16 protein-coding genes and 1 tRNA gene are annotated in these 18,652 nt (G+C 70.7%); 10 read left to right on the forward strand and 7 right to left on the reverse strand.

Features of this window, described 5'->3' with window-relative positions:
- The first annotated feature begins 66 nt into the window (after nucleotides 1-66).
- The gene (locus ACGF5U_RS14155; protein ID WP_392710460.1) at nucleotides 67-972 is read left to right on the forward strand and encodes a rhomboid family intramembrane serine protease; all 906 of its coding nucleotides are present in this window, start codon (nucleotides 67-69) and stop codon (nucleotides 970-972) included.
- A gap of 325 nt (nucleotides 973-1,297) precedes the next feature.
- On the opposite strand, the gene crgA is transcribed toward ACGF5U_RS14155, so the two are convergent.
- Entirely contained in the window at nucleotides 1,298-1,555 is a 258-nt protein-coding gene (gene crgA, locus ACGF5U_RS14160; protein WP_392710461.1) for a cell division protein CrgA, read from the reverse strand.
- Nucleotides 1,556-1,696: 141 nt separating this feature from the next.
- Between crgA and ACGF5U_RS14165 the strand changes: the two genes are divergently transcribed.
- The 6 genes from ACGF5U_RS14165 to ACGF5U_RS14190 all read left to right on the forward strand — a co-directional run bounded on the left by ACGF5U_RS14165 (nucleotide 1,697) and on the right by ACGF5U_RS14190 (nucleotide 6,167).
- Nucleotides 1,697-2,467 (forward strand): DUF881 domain-containing protein, encoded by a 771-nt coding sequence (locus tag ACGF5U_RS14165; RefSeq protein WP_392710463.1) that lies wholly within the window; start codon nucleotides 1,697-1,699, stop codon nucleotides 2,465-2,467.
- 27 nt (nucleotides 2,468-2,494) lie between these two features.
- On the forward strand, nucleotides 2,495-3,256 hold the full coding sequence (locus ACGF5U_RS14170; protein ID WP_392818383.1) for a class E sortase: 762 nt from the start codon (nucleotides 2,495-2,497) through the stop codon (nucleotides 3,254-3,256).
- A 76-nt stretch (nucleotides 3,257-3,332) separates the two neighbouring features.
- Nucleotides 3,333-3,494, forward strand: coding sequence for a hypothetical protein (locus tag ACGF5U_RS14175; protein ID WP_392710466.1), 162 nt, complete (start codon nucleotides 3,333-3,335; stop codon nucleotides 3,492-3,494).
- Entirely contained in the window at nucleotides 3,491-4,129 is a 639-nt protein-coding gene (locus ACGF5U_RS14180) for an aminodeoxychorismate/anthranilate synthase component II (protein ID WP_392710467.1), read from the forward strand. Before ACGF5U_RS14175 ends, ACGF5U_RS14180 begins: the two co-directional genes overlap by 4 nt.
- Nucleotides 4,126-5,463 (forward strand): class E sortase, encoded by a 1,338-nt coding sequence (locus tag ACGF5U_RS14185; protein WP_392710469.1) that lies wholly within the window; start codon nucleotides 4,126-4,128, stop codon nucleotides 5,461-5,463. Before ACGF5U_RS14180 ends, ACGF5U_RS14185 begins: the two co-directional genes overlap by 4 nt.
- 23 nt (nucleotides 5,464-5,486) lie before the next feature.
- The gene (locus ACGF5U_RS14190; RefSeq protein ID WP_392710470.1) at nucleotides 5,487-6,167 is read left to right on the forward strand and encodes a class E sortase; all 681 of its coding nucleotides are present in this window, start codon (nucleotides 5,487-5,489) and stop codon (nucleotides 6,165-6,167) included.
- Nucleotides 6,168-6,394: 227 nt separating this feature from the next.
- On the opposite strand, the gene pknB is transcribed toward ACGF5U_RS14190, so the two are convergent.
- From pknB to ACGF5U_RS14220, 6 genes are all read right to left on the reverse strand, one after another.
- Nucleotides 6,395-8,425, reverse strand: a complete 2,031-nt coding sequence (gene pknB / locus ACGF5U_RS14195; protein WP_392710471.1) for a Stk1 family PASTA domain-containing Ser/Thr kinase — start codon at nucleotides 8,423-8,425, stop codon at nucleotides 6,395-6,397.
- Nucleotides 8,426-8,591: 166 nt separating this feature from the next.
- Nucleotides 8,592-10,052 carry a peptidoglycan D,D-transpeptidase FtsI family protein gene (locus ACGF5U_RS14200; RefSeq protein ID WP_392710472.1) on the reverse strand — a complete coding sequence of 487 codons (1,461 nt, stop codon included), beginning with the start codon at nucleotides 10,050-10,052 and terminating at the stop codon, nucleotides 8,592-8,594.
- A complete protein-coding gene (locus ACGF5U_RS14205) occupies nucleotides 10,049-11,491 on the reverse strand; it encodes an FtsW/RodA/SpoVE family cell cycle protein (RefSeq protein WP_392710473.1) in 1,443 nt (480 codons plus the stop codon). The genes ACGF5U_RS14200 and ACGF5U_RS14205 overlap by 4 nt, the downstream gene beginning before the upstream one ends.
- Before the next feature lie 26 nt (nucleotides 11,492-11,517).
- Complete coding sequence (locus tag ACGF5U_RS14210; RefSeq protein WP_392710474.1) at nucleotides 11,518-13,035, reverse strand: Stp1/IreP family PP2C-type Ser/Thr phosphatase; 1,518 nt, start codon at nucleotides 13,033-13,035, stop codon at nucleotides 11,518-11,520.
- Between the two features lie 137 nt (nucleotides 13,036-13,172).
- Entirely contained in the window at nucleotides 13,173-13,667 is a 495-nt protein-coding gene (locus tag ACGF5U_RS14215) for an FHA domain-containing protein (RefSeq protein ID WP_392710475.1), read from the reverse strand.
- Nucleotides 13,668-13,677: 10 nt separating this feature from the next.
- Entirely contained in the window at nucleotides 13,678-14,577 is a 900-nt protein-coding gene (locus ACGF5U_RS14220; RefSeq protein ID WP_392710476.1) for an FhaA domain-containing protein, read from the reverse strand.
- A 973-nt stretch (nucleotides 14,578-15,550) separates the two neighbouring features.
- On the opposite strand from ACGF5U_RS14220, the gene ACGF5U_RS14225 reads away from it, so the two are divergent.
- From ACGF5U_RS14225 to ACGF5U_RS14235, 3 genes are all read left to right on the forward strand, one after another.
- Nucleotides 15,551-15,637: transfer RNA gene (locus ACGF5U_RS14225), tRNA-Leu, on the forward strand.
- Nucleotides 15,638-15,847: 210 nt separating this feature from the next.
- Nucleotides 15,848-17,803, forward strand: coding sequence for a sensor histidine kinase (locus ACGF5U_RS14230; protein WP_392710477.1), 1,956 nt, complete (start codon nucleotides 15,848-15,850; stop codon nucleotides 17,801-17,803).
- Nucleotides 17,804-17,838: 35 nt separating this feature from the next.
- Complete coding sequence (locus ACGF5U_RS14235) at nucleotides 17,839-18,510, forward strand: response regulator (protein ID WP_392710478.1); 672 nt, start codon at nucleotides 17,839-17,841, stop codon at nucleotides 18,508-18,510.
- Nucleotides 18,511-18,652: the final 142 nt, after the last annotated feature.

Raw genomic sequence — 18,652 nt, forward strand, 5'->3', positions numbered from 1 at the left:
CTTTCCGCCCCGTCCGTCCGTAAGGATGGACGGGGCGTTGGTACGCACGACGACGAGGGGATCCCCATGGAGCAGGAGCAGGCGCCGAACGGGCTGTCGAGCTGCTACCGCCACCCCGGGGTGGAGACCGGTATCCGCTGCACGCGCTGCGAGCGGCCGATCTGCCCGGACTGCATGGTGGAGGCCTCCGTCGGATTCCAGTGCCCGGAGTGTGTACGGGGCGGGTCCGGCTCCGGGGGCCGCGCGGCGGCGAACGCCTCACGGCCGAGGACGATCGCGGGCGGTGCGATCACCGCCGGTGACCCCCAGCTGATCACCAAGATCATCATCGCGCTCAACGCGCTGGTGTTCGTGCTCGTGCTCACCGACCGGGACCGGTTCGTGAGTGATCTGGCGCTGGTCGGCGCCTGGCCGCCGGCGAGCCTCTTCCCGCCGGGCGTGCCGTACGTCCCGACGGAAGGCGTGGCGGCGGGCGAGCTGTACCGGCTGGTCACGTCGGTGTTCCTGCACGAGCAGGTCTGGCACATCGCCTTCAACATGCTGGGCGTGTGGTGGCTGGGCGGCCCGCTGGAGGCGGCGCTCGGCCGGGCGCGGTACGTGGCGCTGTACCTGCTGTCGGGCCTCGCGGGCAGCGCCTTCACCTATCTGATCGCCCCGGCCGCGCAGGGCTCGCTGGGCGCGTCCGGCGCGGTGTTCGGGCTGCTGGGCGCCACCGTGGTGCTGATGCGCCGACTCAACCAGGATCTGCGGCCGGTCGTCGCCCTGCTGGTGCTGAACCTGGCGCTGACGTTCCTGTGGGAGGGCATCGCCTGGCAGGCGCACATCGGCGGTCTCATCGCCGGTGCGGTCATCGCGTACGGCATGGTCCACGCACCGCGCGACCGCCGGGCACTGACGCAGTGGGGAACCTGTGGGCTCGTGCTGCTGCTCACCGTGGTGACCGTGATTCTGAGGACCCTGGCGCTCACGTGAGCGCTGATTTCCCCAAAGTTGTCCACAGTAGGTGGCGCTTCCGGTGCGCCGCGTGGGGAACACCTGTGCCCCTCGTCGCTGACCTGGGCTTTTCCGGTGAGGACACGAGGCGGGCCCGAGGACGTCGGTGCACGGCCGCAGTCACATCGGCGTCAACACGATGCAAGTTATCCACAGATCGTCTGACCTTTTCCACGGCTGTGCACAACGCTGTGGATAACCTTAGGGCAGGGCTTGACCGGAGGGTCGTCCCGGCTCTACGCGCACCATGTCGATGCCGCGGCGGCGCGTTCCACCGTGACGCGCCGCAGGTCACCGCGGCGCGTCACTTCCACTGCGTGGAAACGCCGAAGCCGCCCGCGATGAAGCCGAAGCCCACGACGATGTTCCAGTTGCGCAGCGACTTCACGGGCAGCGTGCCGTCCGTGACGTAGAAGACGACGATCCAGGCCAGCCCGATGGCGAACAGGGCGAGCATCACGGGAGCGACCCAGCTGCGGTTGGTCAGCTTGATCGCGGTCGCCTGCTTGGCGGCCGGCGGCGGCGTGAAGTCGGACTTCTTGCGGATACGTGACTTCGGCACGAGGGACTCTCCTGTCGATGCGCTGCGTTACCGCGCAGGGAACTGTGGCTGGTACCGGGGCTGAGAACGAGGGGGACCACCGCCTCGCCCGGGCGTCCGTTAGCGTAGTGCTTCCGCGGCGTCGAAGGAGATAAGGGTACGTTGAGCAATTCCGGCGACTCTCCCGCAGAGCCGGTCCGGCACGGAAAAGGGTGGCCGGCCCGGCTGCTCACCGGTGCCGTCTTCGCACTCGCGGGCCTGATCTTCGTCACCAGCTTCAACACGGCCAAGGGCACCAACATCCGTACGGACGACTCCCTGCTGAAGCTCTCCGACCTCATCCAGGAGCGCAGCCACAAGAACGCCCAGCTGGAGGAGGTCACGTCCGCCGTACGGGACGAGGTCGGCGCGCTCGCCCGGCGCGACGACGGCTCCACCCGGGCCGAGGACGAGGAGCTCGGCGCCCTGGAGAAGGCCGCGGGCACCACCGAGGTGGCCGGCGAGGGCCTCACCGTCACCCTGAACGACGCCCCGCCGAACGCCCGGGCCGCGCCCGGCTACCCCGAGCCGCAGGCCAACGACCTGGTCATCCACCAGCAGGACCTCCAGGCCGTGGTGAACGCCCTGTGGGAGGGCGGCGCCAAGGGCATCCGGGTCATGGACCAGCGGCTGATCTCCACCAGCGCGGTGCGCTGCGTCGGCAACACCCTGATCCTCCAGGGCCGTGTCTACTCCCCGCCGTACAAGGTCACGGCCGTCGGCGACACCGACAGGCTCAGGCGGGCCCTCACCGACGCGCCCGCGATCCAGAACTACCAGCTGTACGTGAAGGCGTACGGGCTCGGCTGGAAAGTGGACGAGCACGACGCGGTGACTCTGCCGGGCTACTCGGGCACAGTGGATCTCCACTACGCGAACCCTGTGAATCCATGACCCCCTGATCCCGCCCGCCGTCGCCCGGTGAGCACCCGATCGGGGGCGGTGGCGGGAGGTCCCGTGCGGCTGGTCGTCAGGATCCTCAGCGAACTCTGTCTGACGGTGGGCGCGGGCATCGTGCTCTTCGTCGTGTACGTCGTGTTCTGGACCGGCGTGACGGCCCAGAGCGCGGCCGGCGACCAGATCACCGCCCTCCAGGAGCGCTGGACGCGGTCCCAGGCCCCGGCCCCCGCCCCGGCCTCGTCCTCTGCCCCCGACCCCACCCCCGCCCCCACACCCACCCCCGCCCCGGGCAACGGGGCGCCGGAGCCGTACCGGGACGGGCGACCGTTCGCCGTGATGTACGTCCCCCGGTTCGGCGCCGACTGGGACTGGCCCGTGCTGGAGGGGACGGCCGCCGCCACCCTCAGGAAGGGCCTCGGCCACTACGCGCGCACCGCCCCGCTCGGCGCCACCGGCAACTTCGCCGTCGCGGGCCACCGCCGCACGTACGGCGACCCGTTCAAGGACTTCCCCCGGCTGCGATCCGGCGACGCGGTGATCCTCAACGACGGGACGACCTGGTTCACGTACCGCGTCACCGCCGAGCCGTACCGGACCGTGCCCACCGACACCGGAGTGGTCGACCCTGTCCCGGAGAAGTCCGGGTTCGGCCGGCCCGGCCGCTATCTGACCCTCACCACCTGCGACCCCGAGTGGGGCAGCAGCCACCGGCTCGTCGCCTGGGCCCGACTGGAGTCCACGCGCGCTGTGACCCAGGGCAAGCCGCCGGCTTTCCACAGGTGACCCACCCCGAGGGCATCGCCCCGTACTCTGGTTGCCGTATCGAAGGCACATCGGACGGGAAGGACCAGCAGACGTCATGTACGGCTGGATCTGGCGGCATCTGCCGGGCAACGCGTGGGTGCGGGCGTTCATTTCGCTCGCGCTCGTCCTCGCGGTCGTCTATGTGCTCTTCCAGTACGTGTTCCCCTGGGCGGAGCCGCTGCTTCCGTTCAACGATGTGACGGTGGACGGTCAGTGAGCGCGCGCATCCTCGTCGTCGACAACTACGACAGCTTCGTCTTCAACCTGGTCCAGTACCTCTACCAGCTCGGCGCCGAGTGCGAGGTCCGGCGCAACGACGAGGTGGAGCTGAGCCACGCGCAGGACGGCTTCAACGGTGTCCTGCTCTCGCCGGGACCGGGTACGCCCGAGCAGGCCGGGGTCTGCGTGGACATGGTGCGGCACTGCGCCGACACCGGCGTCCCGGTCTTCGGCGTCTGCCTCGGCATGCAGTCGATGGCCGTGGCGTACGGCGGTGTGGTCGACCGCGCGCCCGAGCTGCTGCACGGCAAGACCTCACGGGTGCTGCACGAGGGCCGGGGCGTGTTCGCCGGGCTGCCGTCGCCGTTCACCGCGACCCGGTACCACTCGCTGGCCGCCGAGCCCGCCGACCTCCCGGACGTGCTGGAAGTCACGGCACGGACCGAGGACGGCATCATCATGGGGCTCCGCCACCGTGAACGGGCCGTCGAGGGCGTGCAGTTCCACCCCGAGTCGGTGCTCACGGAACACGGGCACCTGATGCTCGCGAACTGGCTGGAGCAGTGCGGGGACACCGGGGCGGTCGGCCGGTCGGCGGGCCTGGCGCCGGTGGTGGGCAAGGCCGTCGCGTGACGTCCGTGCGCCCGGACCACGATCACGACGCCGCAGGGGCGGGACAGGGGTCGCCATGGTTCCGGGCGGCGACACCCCCGCAGGCACCCCCGCAGGCGGAGCCCGAGCCGATGCGGCAGGAGCCCGTCCAGCCGGTCGCGCAGGAGTGGTACGGGGAGCAGCCGGCCCCCGACGCCTACCCGTCCGCCACCGCCCCGGGACCCGCGCCCGACGCCTACCCGTCCGCCACCGCCCCGGGACCCGCGCCCGACGCCTACCCGTCCGCGCCCGTGGACGGTTCGGGCCCCGGCGTCGGGGGGTCTCGGCCCGCGTTCGTCCGCCATGACACGACGATGCCGCTGCCCACCGCCGAGACGCTGCGAATAACCGGCAGCGAGCAGGACGGAACGGAGGGGCTCGGCGGGTCCGGCGTGCCGGACGCGTCGGCCGTGTCGGGCGTGCCGGAGCGGCCCACCGGGGGCCGCGCGGAGCGGCGTAAGGCCGCCAAGTCCCGTGGCCGCCGCCGTGCCGGGGCCCACGCGCACGGCCCGGCGACCGCGGCGACCGGATCCGCGGCGGCCGGAACCGCCACCGCCACCGCCTCCTCCGCCACCGGCGCGACGGCGGCCGGCGGGGCGCCCATGTCACGCGTGGAGGCCCGGCGGGCCGCCCGTGCCGCCAAGGACAGCCTCGGCGTGGTCGCGAGCCGTGTGGTCGGCGAGCTCTTCATCACCTTCGGCGTCGTGATGCTGCTCTTCGTCACCTACCAGCTGTGGTGGACGAACGTCCAGGCGGGCCTGGAGGTCGACAAGGCGAAGAGCCGGATCACGGAGGAGTGGGCGTCGACGGACCGGACGCCGGATGCGTTCGAGCCGGGTCAGGGCTTCGCCATCATGTACATCCCCAAGCTGGACGTCGTCGTGCCCATCGCCGAGGGCATCGACAAGGAGAAGGTCCTCGACCGCGGCATGGCCGGGCACTACGCCGAGGGCGCGCTGAAGACCGCGATGCCCTCCGACAAGCAGGGCAACTTCGCGGTCGCGGGCCACCGCAACACGCACGGCGAGCCGTTCCGGTACATCAACCAGCTGCGGCCGGGTGACCCGATCGTCGTGGAGACCCGGGACACGTACTACACGTACGAGATGGCGAGCATCCTGCCGCAGACGCCGCCGTCGAACATCTCCGTGCTCAAGCCCATCCCGGACGGGTCCGGCTTCGACGCGCCGGGCCGGTACATCACGCTGACGACGTGCACGCCCGAGTTCACCAGTACCTACCGCATGATCGTGTGGGGCAAGATGGTTGAGGAACGGCCGCGCAGCAAGGGCAAACCGGACGCGCTCGTGGGCTGAGATCTCAAGACGGGACAGGTGTAGTGGCACGTGCGCGCAGCCGGATCGCCGGCGCCATCAGTGTGTTCGGTGAACTGCTGATCACCGCAGGCGTACTGATGGGCCTCTTCGTCGTCTACTCGCTGTGGTGGACGAACGTCCTGGCGGACCGGGCGGCCGACAAGGAAGGCGACGAGGTACGCGACCGCTGGGCGGCGGACGCGGGCCCTGGCGCGCTCGACACCAAGGGCGGGCTCGGCTTCCTCCACGTACCGGCGATGAAGAACGGCGAGGTGCTGGTCAAGAAGGGCACCGCTCCGGACATCCTCAACAACGGGGTCGCCGGGTACTACACCGACCCGATCAAGTCGGCGCTGCCGACGGACAAGCAGGGCAACTTCACGCTCGCCGCGCACCGCGACGGCCACGGGGCGAAGTTCCACAACATCCACAAGCTGAAGAACGGCGACTCCATCGTCTTCGAGACCAGGGACACCTGGTTCGTCTACAAGGTCTACAAGACGCTCCCCGAGACGTCGAAGTACAACGTGGACGTGCTCCAGCCGGTCCCCAAGGAGTCGGGCAAGGCGAAGCCGGGCCGCTACATCACCCTCACGACCTGCACGCCGATCTACACGTCGGACTACCGCTACATCGTGTGGGGCGAGCTGGAGCGCACGGAGAAGGTCGACGCGGCCCGTACGCCGCCGGCGGAGCTCCGCTAGCCCCCGGAACCCCACGGGGCCCGCGCCGAGCCCCTCCAGGGCCTGCCACGGGCCGTGGGCGGTGTCGCGGGCCCGTGCGTGGGTCACGTGGGCGGGCGCGTACGCGAGAGCCCCGGCTCCCCTTCACGGGGAGCCGGGGCTCTCGTCCTTCGTGGCCGGTGCCGACCGCGACCGGCGTCAACCGTCAACCGTCAACCCTCAACCGTCAGCCGGGTGTCGGCCGGGCGTCACTGCTGGCGGAAGACGACGCCCGTGACGCCGCCGAACCAGCCGATGCCGTCGTTGTCGTCGCCGTTGCCGCCGTCCTGGCCGCCGCCCCCGCCGAACGTCTCCACGTTCACCAGGGTGCCCGTGTCGACCTTCTTGCCGGGCTTGGGGTCCTGCTTGGAGACCCGGGCGTTCTCGTCGTTCGGGCCGTTCACGACCGCCCCGAGCTGGAGGCCCACCGCCGCGAGCGACTGCCGGGCCTGGGCGATGGTCTGGCCGAACAGCTGAGGCACGTCCACCTGCTGGACCTGCGGCCCCTTGGAGACCTTCAGCGTGACCTGGGATCCCTTGGGGGCCTTCTCGTTCCCCTTCGGGTTCTGTTCGATGACCGTGCCCGCCGGCTGGTCCGAATCCACGTCCTGCCGTGCCACCTGGAACTCCAGGGTCTCCAGCTGGGACTTGGCGTCGTCGAACAGGTTGCCGGTCACCGGCGGGACGTTCACCTGCTCCTGCTTGGACACCGTGATCGTGACGGTGGAGCCCTTCTCCTGCTCCGAACCGCCCGGCGGGTTCTGCGAGAGCACCGTGCCCGGGTTCTCGCCGGACTCCTGCTGCTTCACCTCGACCTTGAAGCCCTTGTCCTCCAGCGCCTTGATGGCGTTCTCCTGGGACTTCTCGGTGACGTCGGGCACCTCGACCTTCGGGGCGCCCTCGGAGACCTTCACCGTGACCGTGTCGCCCACGTTCATGGTGGCGTCCGCCTCGGCGGCCGGGGTCTGGCTGCAGATCGCGCCCTTGGGCTGATCACAGCGCTCCGTACCTGCCTGCTGGACCTTGACGCGCGCGTTCTGCGCGAGCCCCTCGGCCTGTTCGAGCGTCTTGCCGACCAGCTGCGGCACCGGCACCGTCTCGGGGCCTTCGTCGTCGCCGAAGACGGCCTGGCCGATCAGGATGGCGCCGATCAGCACCAGGACACCGGCCAGAGCCAGCAGGATCGTGGAGAGGTTGGACTTCTTCTGCGGCTGGCGCCGCCGCCCCGCGCCCCGGTCGTCGTAGCCGTACCCGCCGTCGTCCGGGTTCATCGGCGGCAGCATCGACGTCTGCGCGGCCGGGTCCGCCGGGTGCAGCGCGGTCGTCGGCTGGTCGTTGTGCGGATAGCCGTAACCGCCGGGAGCCCCCATCATGCCCATCGCGGCGGCTGCGGCGACCGGCTGGCCGTCGAGGCACGCCTCGATGTCGGCGCGCATCTCGTCGGCGGACTGGTACCGGTAGTCGGGGTCCTTGACGAGCGCCTTCAGCACGATCGCGTCCATCTCGGGCGTGATCTCGGGGTCGAAGTTGCTGGGCGGCTGCGGTTCCTCCCGTACGTGCTGGTAGGCGACCGCGACCGGGGAGTCGCCCACGAACGGCGGGCGGACGGTCAGCAGCTCGTACAGCAGGCAGCCCGTGGAGTACAGGTCGGAGCGGGCGTCCACCTGCTCGCCCTTGGCCTGCTCGGGGGAGAGGTACTGGGCGGTGCCGATCACCGCGGCCGTCTGCGTCATGGTCATGCCGGCGTCACCCATGGCGCGGGCGATGCCGAAGTCCATGACCTTGACCTGACCGGTGCGGGTCAGCATGACGTTGGCGGGCTTGATGTCGCGGTGGACGATGCCGGCGCGGTGCGAGTACTCCAGCGCCTGGAGGATGCCCACGGTCATCTCCAGGGTGCGCTCGGGCAGCAGCTTGCGGCCCGAGTGCAGCAGCTCACGCAGGGTGGACCCGTCGACGTACTCCATCACGATGTACGGGATGGAGATGTTGTCGACGTAGTCCTCGCCGGTGTCGTAGACAGCGACGATCGCCGGGTGATTGAGCGAGGCGGCGGATTGGGCCTCACGGCGGAACCGGGCCTGGAAGGACGGGTCGCGGGCGAGGTCGGCCCGCAGCGTCTTCACGGCGACGGTGCGGCCGAGCCGGGTGTCGTGGGCGAGGTAGACCTCCGCCATGCCACCACGGCCGAGCACCGAGCCCAGCTCGTACCGGCCGCCGAGGCGACGCGGCTCTTCCATAACTGTTCCAGCCCTCTCCGTCAGTCCCGACCGCACCCGACTGTGTGGTCCGGCGGTGTGCTGTTCGCGCATACGCTACCGGGCACGGGAAGCTGATCAGACCGCGACCGCCACCCTGATACCCGACCGGTACACGAGACACACGCCCACTCCACGGGCCCGGTGGTCACTGCCTGCCGTCGAGTACCGCCTTCATCACAGCGCGTGCGATCGGGGCGGCGAGACCGCCACCGCTGATGTCGTCACGGGTGGCGCTGGAGTCCTCGACGACCACGGCGACGGCGACCGGGGAGCCGCTGTCGGTCTTGGCGTACGAGATGAACCAGGCGTAGGGCCGGGCCTTGTTCTTCTCGCCGTGCTGCGCCGTACCGGTCTTGCCACCGACGGTGACGCCGCGGATCCGGGCGTTCGTGCCCGTGCCGTTCTCGACGACGTTCTCCATCATCCGCTGGACGAGCTGCGCGGTTTTCTGCGACATCGGGCGGCTCATCTCCTCGGGCTCGTTCTTCTGGAGCACGTCGAGGTTGGGAGCGACCAGCTGGTCGACCATGTACGGCTTCATCAGCTTGCCGTCGTTGGCGATCGCCGCGGTGACCATGGCCATCTGGAGCGGGGTCGTCGCGGTGTTGAACTGGCCGATGGAGGAGAGGGCGTTGCCGCCCCGGTCCATGTTCTTGTCGTAGACGGACCCGGCCGCCCGGACCGGAGTGTCGATCTCCGCGTTGTTGAAGCCGAACTTCTCGGCCATCTCCAGCATCTTGTCGCGGCCGACCTCGTCACCGAGCTTCGCGAACACCGAGTTGCAGGACCACTGCATCGCGTAGTTCAGGGTGGCGTTCTCGCAACCCTTGGCGTGGTTGATCATCGGCTGGGTCGACAGCGGGATCAGATACGGATCGGGGGTGTCCGTCGCCGCGTCGATGTCGGTGACCTTGCCGTTCTCCAGAGCGGCGGCGGCCGTGAGGACCTTGAACGTCGAGCCGGGCGGGTAGATCTCGCGCAGCGCCCGGTTGAGCTTCGGCTTGTCCTTGCTCTTCTCCAGCGCGACCCATGCCTTCTCGTCCTTCGCCGAGTAGCCGGCGAAGGTGGACGGGTCGTACGACGGGGTGGACGCCAGCGCGAGGATCTTGCCGGTCTGCGGGTCGATGGCCGCGACGGCGCCCTTCTTGTCGCCGAGCCCCTCGAAGGCCGCCTTCTGCGCGGCACCGCTGAGCGTGGTGACCACGTTGCCGCCCTTCTTCTGCTCCCCGGTGAACATCGACAGGGTGCGGTCGAAGAAGAGCCGGTCGTCGTTGCCGGTGAGGATGCCGTCCTCGAGCTTCTCGATCTGGTTGGCGTCGTACGCCTGCGACGCGTAGCCCGTGACCGGCGCCCACATGGGGCCGTCGACGTAGGTGCGCTTGTACTTGTAGAGCGGGTCCTTGGAGTCGACGGAGCCGGTGATCGGCTTGCCGTCCACGATGATGTCGCCGCGCACGTGCTGGTACCGCTCGATGGTGACCCGCTTGTTGCGCGGGTGCGAGTTGAGCTCGTCGGCCCTGACGTACTGGATCCAGTTGTCGCGGATGAGCAGGGCGAGGACCAGCAGGCCGCAGAAGATCGCGATATGGCGCAGGGGCTTGTTCACGGGCGGACCACCTGGGTCATCTCGGCGTCGGGGTTGGGGGCGGGGGACGGCGCGGGACGGCGCGCGGTGTCGCTGATCCGGAGCAGGATCGCGATCAGCGCCCAGTTGGCGATCACGGAGGAACCGCCGTACGCCAGGAACGGCATGGTCATACCGGTCAGCGGGATGAGTCCCATCACACCGCCGGCGACGACGAAGACCTGGAGGGCGAACGCCCCCGACAGGCCCATCGCGAGCAGCTTGCCGAACGGGTCGCGGGCGGCGAGCGCGGTACGGATGCCCCGCTCGACGATCAGGCCGTAGAGCAGGATGAAGGCCATGACACCGGCCAGGCCCAGCTCCTCGCCGACGGTGGCGAAGATGAAGTCCGAGTTCGCGGCGAAGCCGATGAGGTCGGAGTTGCCCTGGCCGAGACCGGTGCCGAGCGTCCCGCCGGAGCCGAACGACATCAGCACCTGGGTCATCTGGTCACAGGCGTAAGCCATGTTGGTGCCCTCGGGAGCCGTCTTCAGGCACTCGAAGGGGTCGAGCCACGCGGCGACACGGGACTGCACGTGGCTGGCGAACGAACCGACGACGACCGCGCCGCCGACGGCCATCAGCAGACCCATCACGATCCAGCTGGTCCGCTCGGTGGCCACGTACAGCATGATCACGAACATGCCGAAGAACAGCAGCGACGTGCCCAGGTCGTTCTCGAAGACCAGGATGATCAGGCTGAGCGCCCAGATGGTGAGGATCGGGCCGAGGTCGCGGCCGCGCGGCAGGTACAGGCCCATGAACCGGCGGCTGGCCAGGGCCAGCGCGTCCCGCTTCACCATCAGGTAGCCGGAGAAGAAGACCGCGAGGACCAGCTTGGCGAACTCACCGGGCTGGATGGAGAACGGACCGACGCGGATCCAGATCTTGGCGCCGAAGACGTCCGCGCCGAGGCCGGGGACGAGTGGCAGGAGCAGCAGCACGATCGCCGCGACCATCGAGATGTACGTGTAGCGCTGCAGGACCCGGTGGTCCTTGAGGAACAGCAGCACCAGCAGGAACAGGGCGACACCGATCGCCGAGTACATGAGCTGCTTGGGCGCGTCCGGGCTGTAGCTGCCGAACTGGGCCATCGACTTCGCGATCACTCGCGGCGACTGGTCCAGGCGCCAGATCAGCACCAGCCCGAGTCCGTTGAGCAGGGTCGCGATCGGCAGCAGGAGCGGGTCGGCGTACTTCGCGAACCTCCGCACCAGCAGATGCGCGATGCCGGCCAGCAGGCCGAGGCCGATGCCGTATCCGAGCATGCCGGCCGGCACCTTGCCGTCGATGGCCAGGCCGACGTTCAGATACGCGAAGACCGGGATGGCGACGGCGAAGCCGAGCAGCAACAGCTCGGTGTTGCGGCGGCTCGGCAGGTCGATCGCGCCGATGGTGGTCGTGTTGGTGACAACGCTCATGGTGGTGAAAGGCCCCCTACGGGTGCTTAACTCTTGCCGCAGTTCGAGGCCAGCTTCTGCTCCTCCTCCGAGAGGCTGGGGCCCGGAGAGGGAGCGGCTGCGTCGGGCTTGGTGTCGGTCGTGGCGCCGGTGCCGTCGGTCGTGGCTTCGTTCGAGCCGCTCGCGGGCGTCTCGCCGTCTCCGGCGGGCGGCGTGGGGCTGACCCGGTCGGCCGCCTCACGGGCCTCCTCCTGCTTGCGGCAGGCGCGCGCCTGGGCCTCCAGCTCCTTGACCTTCGCCTGCGCCTTGCCGAGGCTGCCGCCGGCGATGGTCGCCTCGACCTGCTTGCGCTGGTAGTCCGGGAGGTACTTGAGTTCGATGTCGGGGTGGTCCTTCTCGACCTTCGACAGCGAGATCCAGGCCAGCTGCTGGCTGATGCCCCGGTACAGCGCGACGTGCCCGTCCTTGGCGCCGACGTAGAACTGCGTCTGCGTCCAGCGCCAGCCGCCGTACAGTCCGCCGCCGATGACGGCCAGCGCGAGGATGATGTAGAACGTCCGCTTGAGCCACCTGCGGCCCGTGCGCGGCTTGTCGAAGTCGTCGTCGGTGTACGCGCCGAACGCGCCCTCCGGGGGCATCCCGCCGTAGCCGATGTCGTCGCCGCTGCCGGGCGGGCCGAAGCCGCCGCCGGGCGGCTGGTGCGACGCCGGACGGCCCAGGCCCGACGCGCGGCCGGCCGGGGTCTCCATGGCGCCGCCGTCGTTCAGCTGCTGCTGGTTCTCGGCGACCGCGCCGACGACGACCGGGGTGTCGCTGAGCTGGCCGGCCAGGGTGTCACCGCCGTCGACGTCGAGGACGTCGGCGACGATCACGGTGATGTTGTCGGGGCCGCCGCCGCGCAGGGCGAGCTGGATCAGCTCCTGCACGGTCTCCTGGGGGCCGTGGTAGCTGGCGAGCGTGTCCTCCATGGTCTGGTGGGACACGACACCGGAGAGGCCGTCGGAGCAGATCAGATACCGGTCGCCGGCCCTGACCTCGCGGATCGACAGATCCGGCTCGACATGGTCGCCGCTGCCCAGCGCGCGCATGAGGAGCGACCGCTGCGGGTGGGTGGTGGCCTCCTCCTCGGTGATGCGCCCCTCGTCCACGAGCCGCTGCACCCACGTGTGGTCCTGGGTGATCTGCGTCAGGACGCCGTCCCGCAGGAGGTACGCGCGGGAGTCGCCGACATGCACGAGACCGAGCCGCTGACCGGTCCACAGGAGCGCGGTCAGGGTGGTCCCCATGCCCTCCAGCTGGGGGTCCTCCTCGACCATCATGCGGAGCTGGTCGTTGGCGCGCTGCACCGCCGTACCGAGCGAGGTGAGGATGTCGGAGCCGGGAACGTCGTCGTCGAGGGTCACGAGCGTGGAGATCACCTCGGACGAGGCGACTTCGCCGGCGGCCTGACCGCCCATGCCGTCGGCGATCGCGAGCAGGCGCGGGCCGGCGTAACCGGAGTCCTCGTTGCCCTCGCGGATCATGCCCTTGTGCGACCCGGCGGCGAAGCGCAGTGACAGACTCATGCGCACCTCGCCCGTCGGATCGGGGTACAGCCGGTCTCGAGCCACACTGCCCACCCTCCGGTCGGGAGCCCTTCCCGGTCCGCCGCGGGGACCGCTGCGGCTCGCTCGCTCCGCTCGCGCCTCTTCATGATGTAGCACTACTTCCGCAGCTCGATGACGGTCTTGCCGATGCGGATCGGCGCGCCCAGCGGAATGGGTGTCGGGGTGGTGAGTCGGGTCCGGTCGAGATACGTGCCGTTGGTGGACCCGAGATCCTCGACGATCCACTGGCCGTCACGGTCCGGGTAGATCCTGGCATGCCTGCTGGAGGCGTAGTCGTCGTCCAGCACGATCGTGGAGTCGTGGGCGCGGCCCAGCGTGATGGTCTGCCCCTGGAGGGCGACCGTCGTGCCGGTGAGGGTGCCCTCGGACACGACCAGTTTGGTCGGGGCACCGCGCCGCTGCCGCTGCTGCGGCGGGGCCGCGTTCTGTCGCGCGTTCGCCTGCGGCCGCGCCGCCTCGCGGCGCGATCCGCGCTGCGTGACGCGCGTACCGAAGAGGTCGCTGCGGATGACCTGAACGGCCACGATGACGAACAGCCACAGTACGGCGAGGAAACCCAACCGCATGACCGTGAGGGTCAGCTCTGACATTGCCCCCGCTTCACCCTTCGGCTTGCCGGTAAACGATGGTGGTGCTGCCCACGACGATCCGCGAGCCGTCGCGGAGCGTAGCGCGGGTGGTGTGCTGCCCGTCCACCACGATGCCGTTGGTGGATCCGAGATCCTGGATCGTCGAGGGCGTTCCGGTCCGGATCTCGCAGTGTCGGCGGGAGACGCCGGGGTCGTCGATCCGCACGTCGGCGTCGGTGCTGCGACCCAGCACGAGCGTCGGGCGGGAGATCTGATGGCGGGTGCCGTTGATCTCGATCCAGCGGCGCACGGATGCGCCGGACATCTGTCCCGCCGCGCCCGGCGGGCGGTGCGCCGGGGAGCCGGGACGGTTCATGGAGCCGGGCGCGCCGGTGCCGCCGGGCACGCCGGGCGGCGGCGCGGCGGGCATCGGCGGGGCCGCCGCCGGCGGATACCCGTACCCACCGGGGCGGGCGCCGCCCTGCGGGGGGCCACCGTGCGTGGGGCCGCCGTGCGCGGGGCCGCCGACGGGCGGCTGCCCCTGCGGCTGCGACGTGCTCGACGCGAGGGTGCGGCTGCGCACCCGGTACAGGCCCGTGTCGAGGTCGTCGGCCTTCTCCAGGTGGACCTTGATGGGGCCCATGAACGTGTAGCGCTGCTGCTTGGCGTAGTCCCGGACGAGCCCGGACAGCTCGTCGCCGAGCTGTCCCGAGTACGGGCTGAGGCGCTCGTAGTCCGGCGTGCTCAGCTCGACGATGAAGTCGTTCGGGACGACGGTCCGCTCGCGGTTCCAGATCGTCGCGTTGTTGTCGCATTCGCGCTGGAGGGCGCCCGCGATCTCGACGGGTTGGACCTCGGACTTGAACACCTTGGCGAAGGTGCCGTTGACCAGACCTTCGAGACGCTGCTCGAACCGCTTCAGGACTCCCATGGGGCACCTCCTCCGTCGTCGCTGTCCTGGTACTGCTTACTGATCGTATCCACGCGTCGGGAAATCGGCTGGTTCCCCTTCTCTGCCCTGTGGACGAGTGTCACCTCTCACATCTCCCAGAGGGATCGTAGAGGCGCCCTGTGGACAGTGTCCCGCACCCTGGGCACACCCAGGAGGAGTGGGTACGGGGCGATGGCGTTCCCGGCGAGGTGAAGCAGTGACGTGGGGCGGCGGGTATGCGGCATCTGTCCGTTCTGTGGCATCGTTCCGGCGGGGTCGTTCTGGCGGCGTCGGTCTGGTGGGGTCTCTGGTGGGGTCGGTCTGGCGGGGTCGGTCCGGCAGGGGCGGTCCGGCAGGGTCTCGTGCGGGGTTGTTCCGCGAGGCGGTTCGGCGGGCGGCTCGGCGGGGCGGTTCGGCGGGGTGGTGGGTGGCTGGGGCGGTGGGTCGCCGGGGAGGCGGCGGACGCGGGGGCGGCGCCGCCGTAGGGGCTGCGTCGTGCCCGTGCGTCCGTGGAGCGTGGCGTACGAGGGCCGGCGTACGCGGCGGTCCGGTCGCGCTCGACCCCGGTGGCGCGCGGGCTCGGATGGCGCGCGGGCTTCGGTGGTGCGCTCGCCGGGTGGCGCGCGGGCTTCGGTGGTGCGCTCGCCGGGTGGCGCGCGGGCTTCGGTGGTGCGCTCGCCGGGTGGCGCGCGGGGTGGGACGGCGCGCTCCCCTCGTTCGCCTCCCGCTCCCCGTCCGTCTCGCGCCCGTCGTCCGCCTCGCGCCCCTCGTTCCTCTGCGGTCTCGTGGTGGCCCCCTCCTCCTCGTCCGGTTGTCCGGGTCTTCCCGTCCGGGCCCCTCCCCCTCTCTCTGTTCGCCGTCCCGGTGCCCGAAACAAACGGATGTGAATCCACCCTTGGCGACGTGCTAATCTTCTGATGTCGCCAGGCGCTCCCGCCGAAAAGCAGGGAGAAGACGGTGGCAACACCCAAATGCGCGGGTGGCGGAATAGGCAGACGCGCTGGATTCAGGTTCCAGTGCCCGCAAGGGCGTGGGGGTTCAACTCCCCCCTCGCGCACCAGACGAGACGGTCGTCATCGTGAAAACGATGGCGGCCGTCTCGCTTTGTCGCGTTCCAGTTGTCGCGTTCCAGTCGTCCGGGCGGCGCGACGGGCGGGGCTACGGCGACGTGCGTCGTGGCGACGACGTTCCTCGTGGCGACGACGTTCGTCGTGGCGCGCCGCGACGAAAGAGGACAGCCGGGCCCGACTGTCGTGTCTAGGGTGCGGGCGTGGACGCGTCTTCGAAGATCAGCACGAGGGGCACGGAGGGCACGAGGGGCGGGAAGAGCCCGGCGGGCGCCATGGCGGACCGCCCGGCCGCCGACTCCCGTACGTCGGCCGGGGCGCGGTTGCGGGCCGGGTGGCGGTGGCTGGCGGCGCCCGAGCTGTGGCCGCGCCGGCGCACCGCGGGCGAGGCCGTGCTCGCCGTCGTCATGGGCCTGCTGGCCGCCGGGATCGAGGAGGTGCTCGGCGGCAGCGGCTTGCGGACGGCCGGGGTGGGTGTCGCCGTGGCCGTGCTGGCGCTGCTGCGGCGCAGGCTCCCGGCGGGTGTGCTGGTGGTCACCGGTGCGCTGACGTCGCAGCTCAGCGGTTTCCTGCTGCTGCTGATCCTGGTCGGCTGGTCGGCGGGCCGCCGGATCGAGGCGCCGGGCAGGGCACTGGGCGCGTTCACGCTCTCGTACGCCCTTTTCGTCGGCCTCTCGCTCTTCGACGGCACGGCGCGCCAGGCGCCCCTGGCCATCGTGCTGCTCACCACGTTGTACTACCTCGCGACCACGGTCATGCCCGGCCTCGCCAGCCGCTACTGGACGCAGCGCAGGACCCTGCTCCACGCCCTGCAGGAACGCAACGCCCAACTGCTGCGCGAGCGGGCCATGGTGGCCGGACAGGCGCGGCTGCGCGAGCGGCAGCGGATCGCCCAGGACATGCACGACAGCCTCGGCCACCAGCTCGCGCTGATCTCCGTGCACACGGGTGCGCTGGAGGTCGACCGCGAGCTCACCGCACGGCAGCGGGAGGCGGTGGGCGTGCTGCGGGACGCGTCGGTGAACGCGATGCGCGAGCTGAGGGAGGTCGTCGGCATCCTGCGTGACGGGGTCGAGGCGCCGACCGCCGACGACACCGGGCGCGTCACGCGCGGCACGGCCGGTGTCGACGAGCTCGTCGAGGCGTCCAGGGCGGCCGGCAACCAGGTGGAGCTGTGGCGCAGCGGCGAAGCACGCCCGCTCGCCCCGGCCGCCGACCACGCGGCGTACCGCATCGTGCAGGAGGCGCTGACGAACGCGTACAAGCACGCGCCGGGCGCCGCGATCACCGTCGAACTGCGCTACGAGCCGGACTCCCTGGTCGTGGAGGTCGTCAACGCGGCGGGCGGCAGGGCGCCGGACGACGTGGTGAGCGGCGGCCAGGGGCTGACCGGGCTGCACGAGCGGGCGCGACTGGTGGGCGGCATCGTGCACGCCGGACCGGTGGAGGGCGACGGGTTCCGGGTGGCCGCGATGCTGCCGTACGGGGCGCCGGGCACACCGGGAACTCCTGCCGTTGCGGGGACTTCCGGGGCATCCGGCGGGTTCGGGGCTGGCGGGGGTTCCGGGGCGGCCGGGGGTTCCGGGGCGGTGCCGTCCGGGGCGTGGAGTGGTCCTTTGGTCGATGCGACCGACGACTTCCGGCAGCAGTCCACGGGGCCCTTCTCCGGAAAGGGTGGGTCGACCGATGAGCGGTTCGTCGGATCCGTTCTGTCGGATCGGCCGGTCTCGGTTCCGGAGAGGGAGTGGGCGATGAGCGGCGCGGACGGCGTGCGGGCCGGCAGGGGCATGAGCAGGACCGGCGGGGTCGCTCTCGGCTGCGGCATCGCCGCCGCGGTGGTGCTGGTGCTCATGGTGGCTGCCGGCTTCGGGCTGTTCTACCTGGTGGGGGCCGTGGACGACGCGATGATCAGCAAGAGCGACTACGACGCCGTGGAGATCGGCATGTCCGAGCGGGACGTACGGGACCGGCTCCCGAGCGGGGACACCATCGCGACCGAGGGCATGCACGGGAAGGGCCCGGCCGAGCCGGACGGTGCAAGCTGTCTGCTCCTGCTGTCGTCGGAGGTCAGCGACAGCCTCGAGAGGGAGCCGGTTTTCCGGTTCTGCTTCAAGGACGGCAAGCTGATCGAGAAGAAGTCGTACGAGGTGGCGCGGTAACCACGCGCGATGACCGGAGGGGCACGTTCGTGGTCATGACGGAGTCCGGGGCACCGCCCCGCGTCAGGGTCGTCGTCGCCGACGACGAACCGCTCATCAGGGCGGGCATCCGCATGATCCTTACGTCCGATCCCGGGATCGAGGTCGTCGCCGAGGCGTCGAACGGGCGTGAGGCCGTCGAACTGGCCCGGTCGCACGCCGCTGACGTCGTGTTGCTCGACATCCAGATGCCCGTACTGGACGGGCTCGCCGCGCTCCCGGAGCTGCGCCGGGCGGCGCCCCGCGCCCGGGTGATTGTGCTGACCACGTTCGGCGAGCGGGAGAACGTGCTGCGGGCGCTGGAGCACGGCGGCGCGGGGTTCCTCCTGAAGGACACGGCGCCCACCGAGCTGATCCGCGCGGTGCGGGCGGCGGCGGCGGGCGACGCGTACCTGTCGCCGGGGGCCACCCGGCACGTCGTGGAGCAGCTGGCATCGGGACGCGCGGCGGCGCGCGCGGAGGAGGCGCGGACCCGGGTGTCGGCGCTCAGCGAGCGGGAGCGCGAGGTGCTGGCGCTGCTCGGCGAGGGACTGTCGAACGCCGACGCGGGGAGGCGGCTCCACATGAGCGAGGCCACGGTCAAGACGTATGTGAGCCGCATCCTCGCGAAGCTGGGGTGCGAGAACCGGGTGCAGGCGGCTCTGCTGGCCCGCGACGCCGGTCTGTGACATCGCCCGGCCCGGGGACTGCGGGCGCGGGCTGCGGGCGTTGCGCGCGGGCTCCTGCGGGCGCTGGGGGCCGGGACTGTGCGGGCGTTGCGCGGGGCGGGCTGTCGGCCGGGGCTGGGCGGGGGGCGTCGTCCAAGGGTTG

The organism is Streptomyces sp. NPDC047886, from assembly GCF_043204435.1.
Taxonomy (GTDB): Bacteria; Actinomycetota; Actinomycetes; order Streptomycetales; family Streptomycetaceae; genus Streptomyces.

Coding starts and splice junctions, on each gene's coding strand:
- ACGF5U_RS14155 (WP_392710460.1), top strand. CDS start 67: ATGGAGCAGGAGCAGGCGCCGAACGGGCTGTCGAGCTGCTACCGCCAC.
- ACGF5U_RS14175 (WP_392710466.1), top strand. CDS start 3,333: ATGTACGGCTGGATCTGGCGGCATCTGCCGGGCAACGCGTGGGTGCGG.
- pknB (WP_392710471.1), bottom strand. CDS start 8,425: ATGGAAGAGCCGCGTCGCCTCGGCGGCCGGTACGAGCTGGGCTCGGTG.
- ACGF5U_RS14205 (WP_392710473.1), bottom strand. CDS start 11,491: ATGAGCGTTGTCACCAACACGACCACCATCGGCGCGATCGACCTGCCG.
- ACGF5U_RS14210 (WP_392710474.1), bottom strand. CDS start 13,035: ATGAGTCTGTCACTGCGCTTCGCCGCCGGGTCGCACAAGGGCATGATC.
- ACGF5U_RS14215 (WP_392710475.1), bottom strand. CDS start 13,667: ATGTCAGAGCTGACCCTCACGGTCATGCGGTTGGGTTTCCTCGCCGTA.
- ACGF5U_RS14220 (WP_392710476.1), bottom strand. CDS start 14,577: ATGGGAGTCCTGAAGCGGTTCGAGCAGCGTCTCGAAGGTCTGGTCAAC.
- ACGF5U_RS14235 (WP_392710478.1), top strand. CDS start 17,839: ATGACGGAGTCCGGGGCACCGCCCCGCGTCAGGGTCGTCGTCGCCGAC.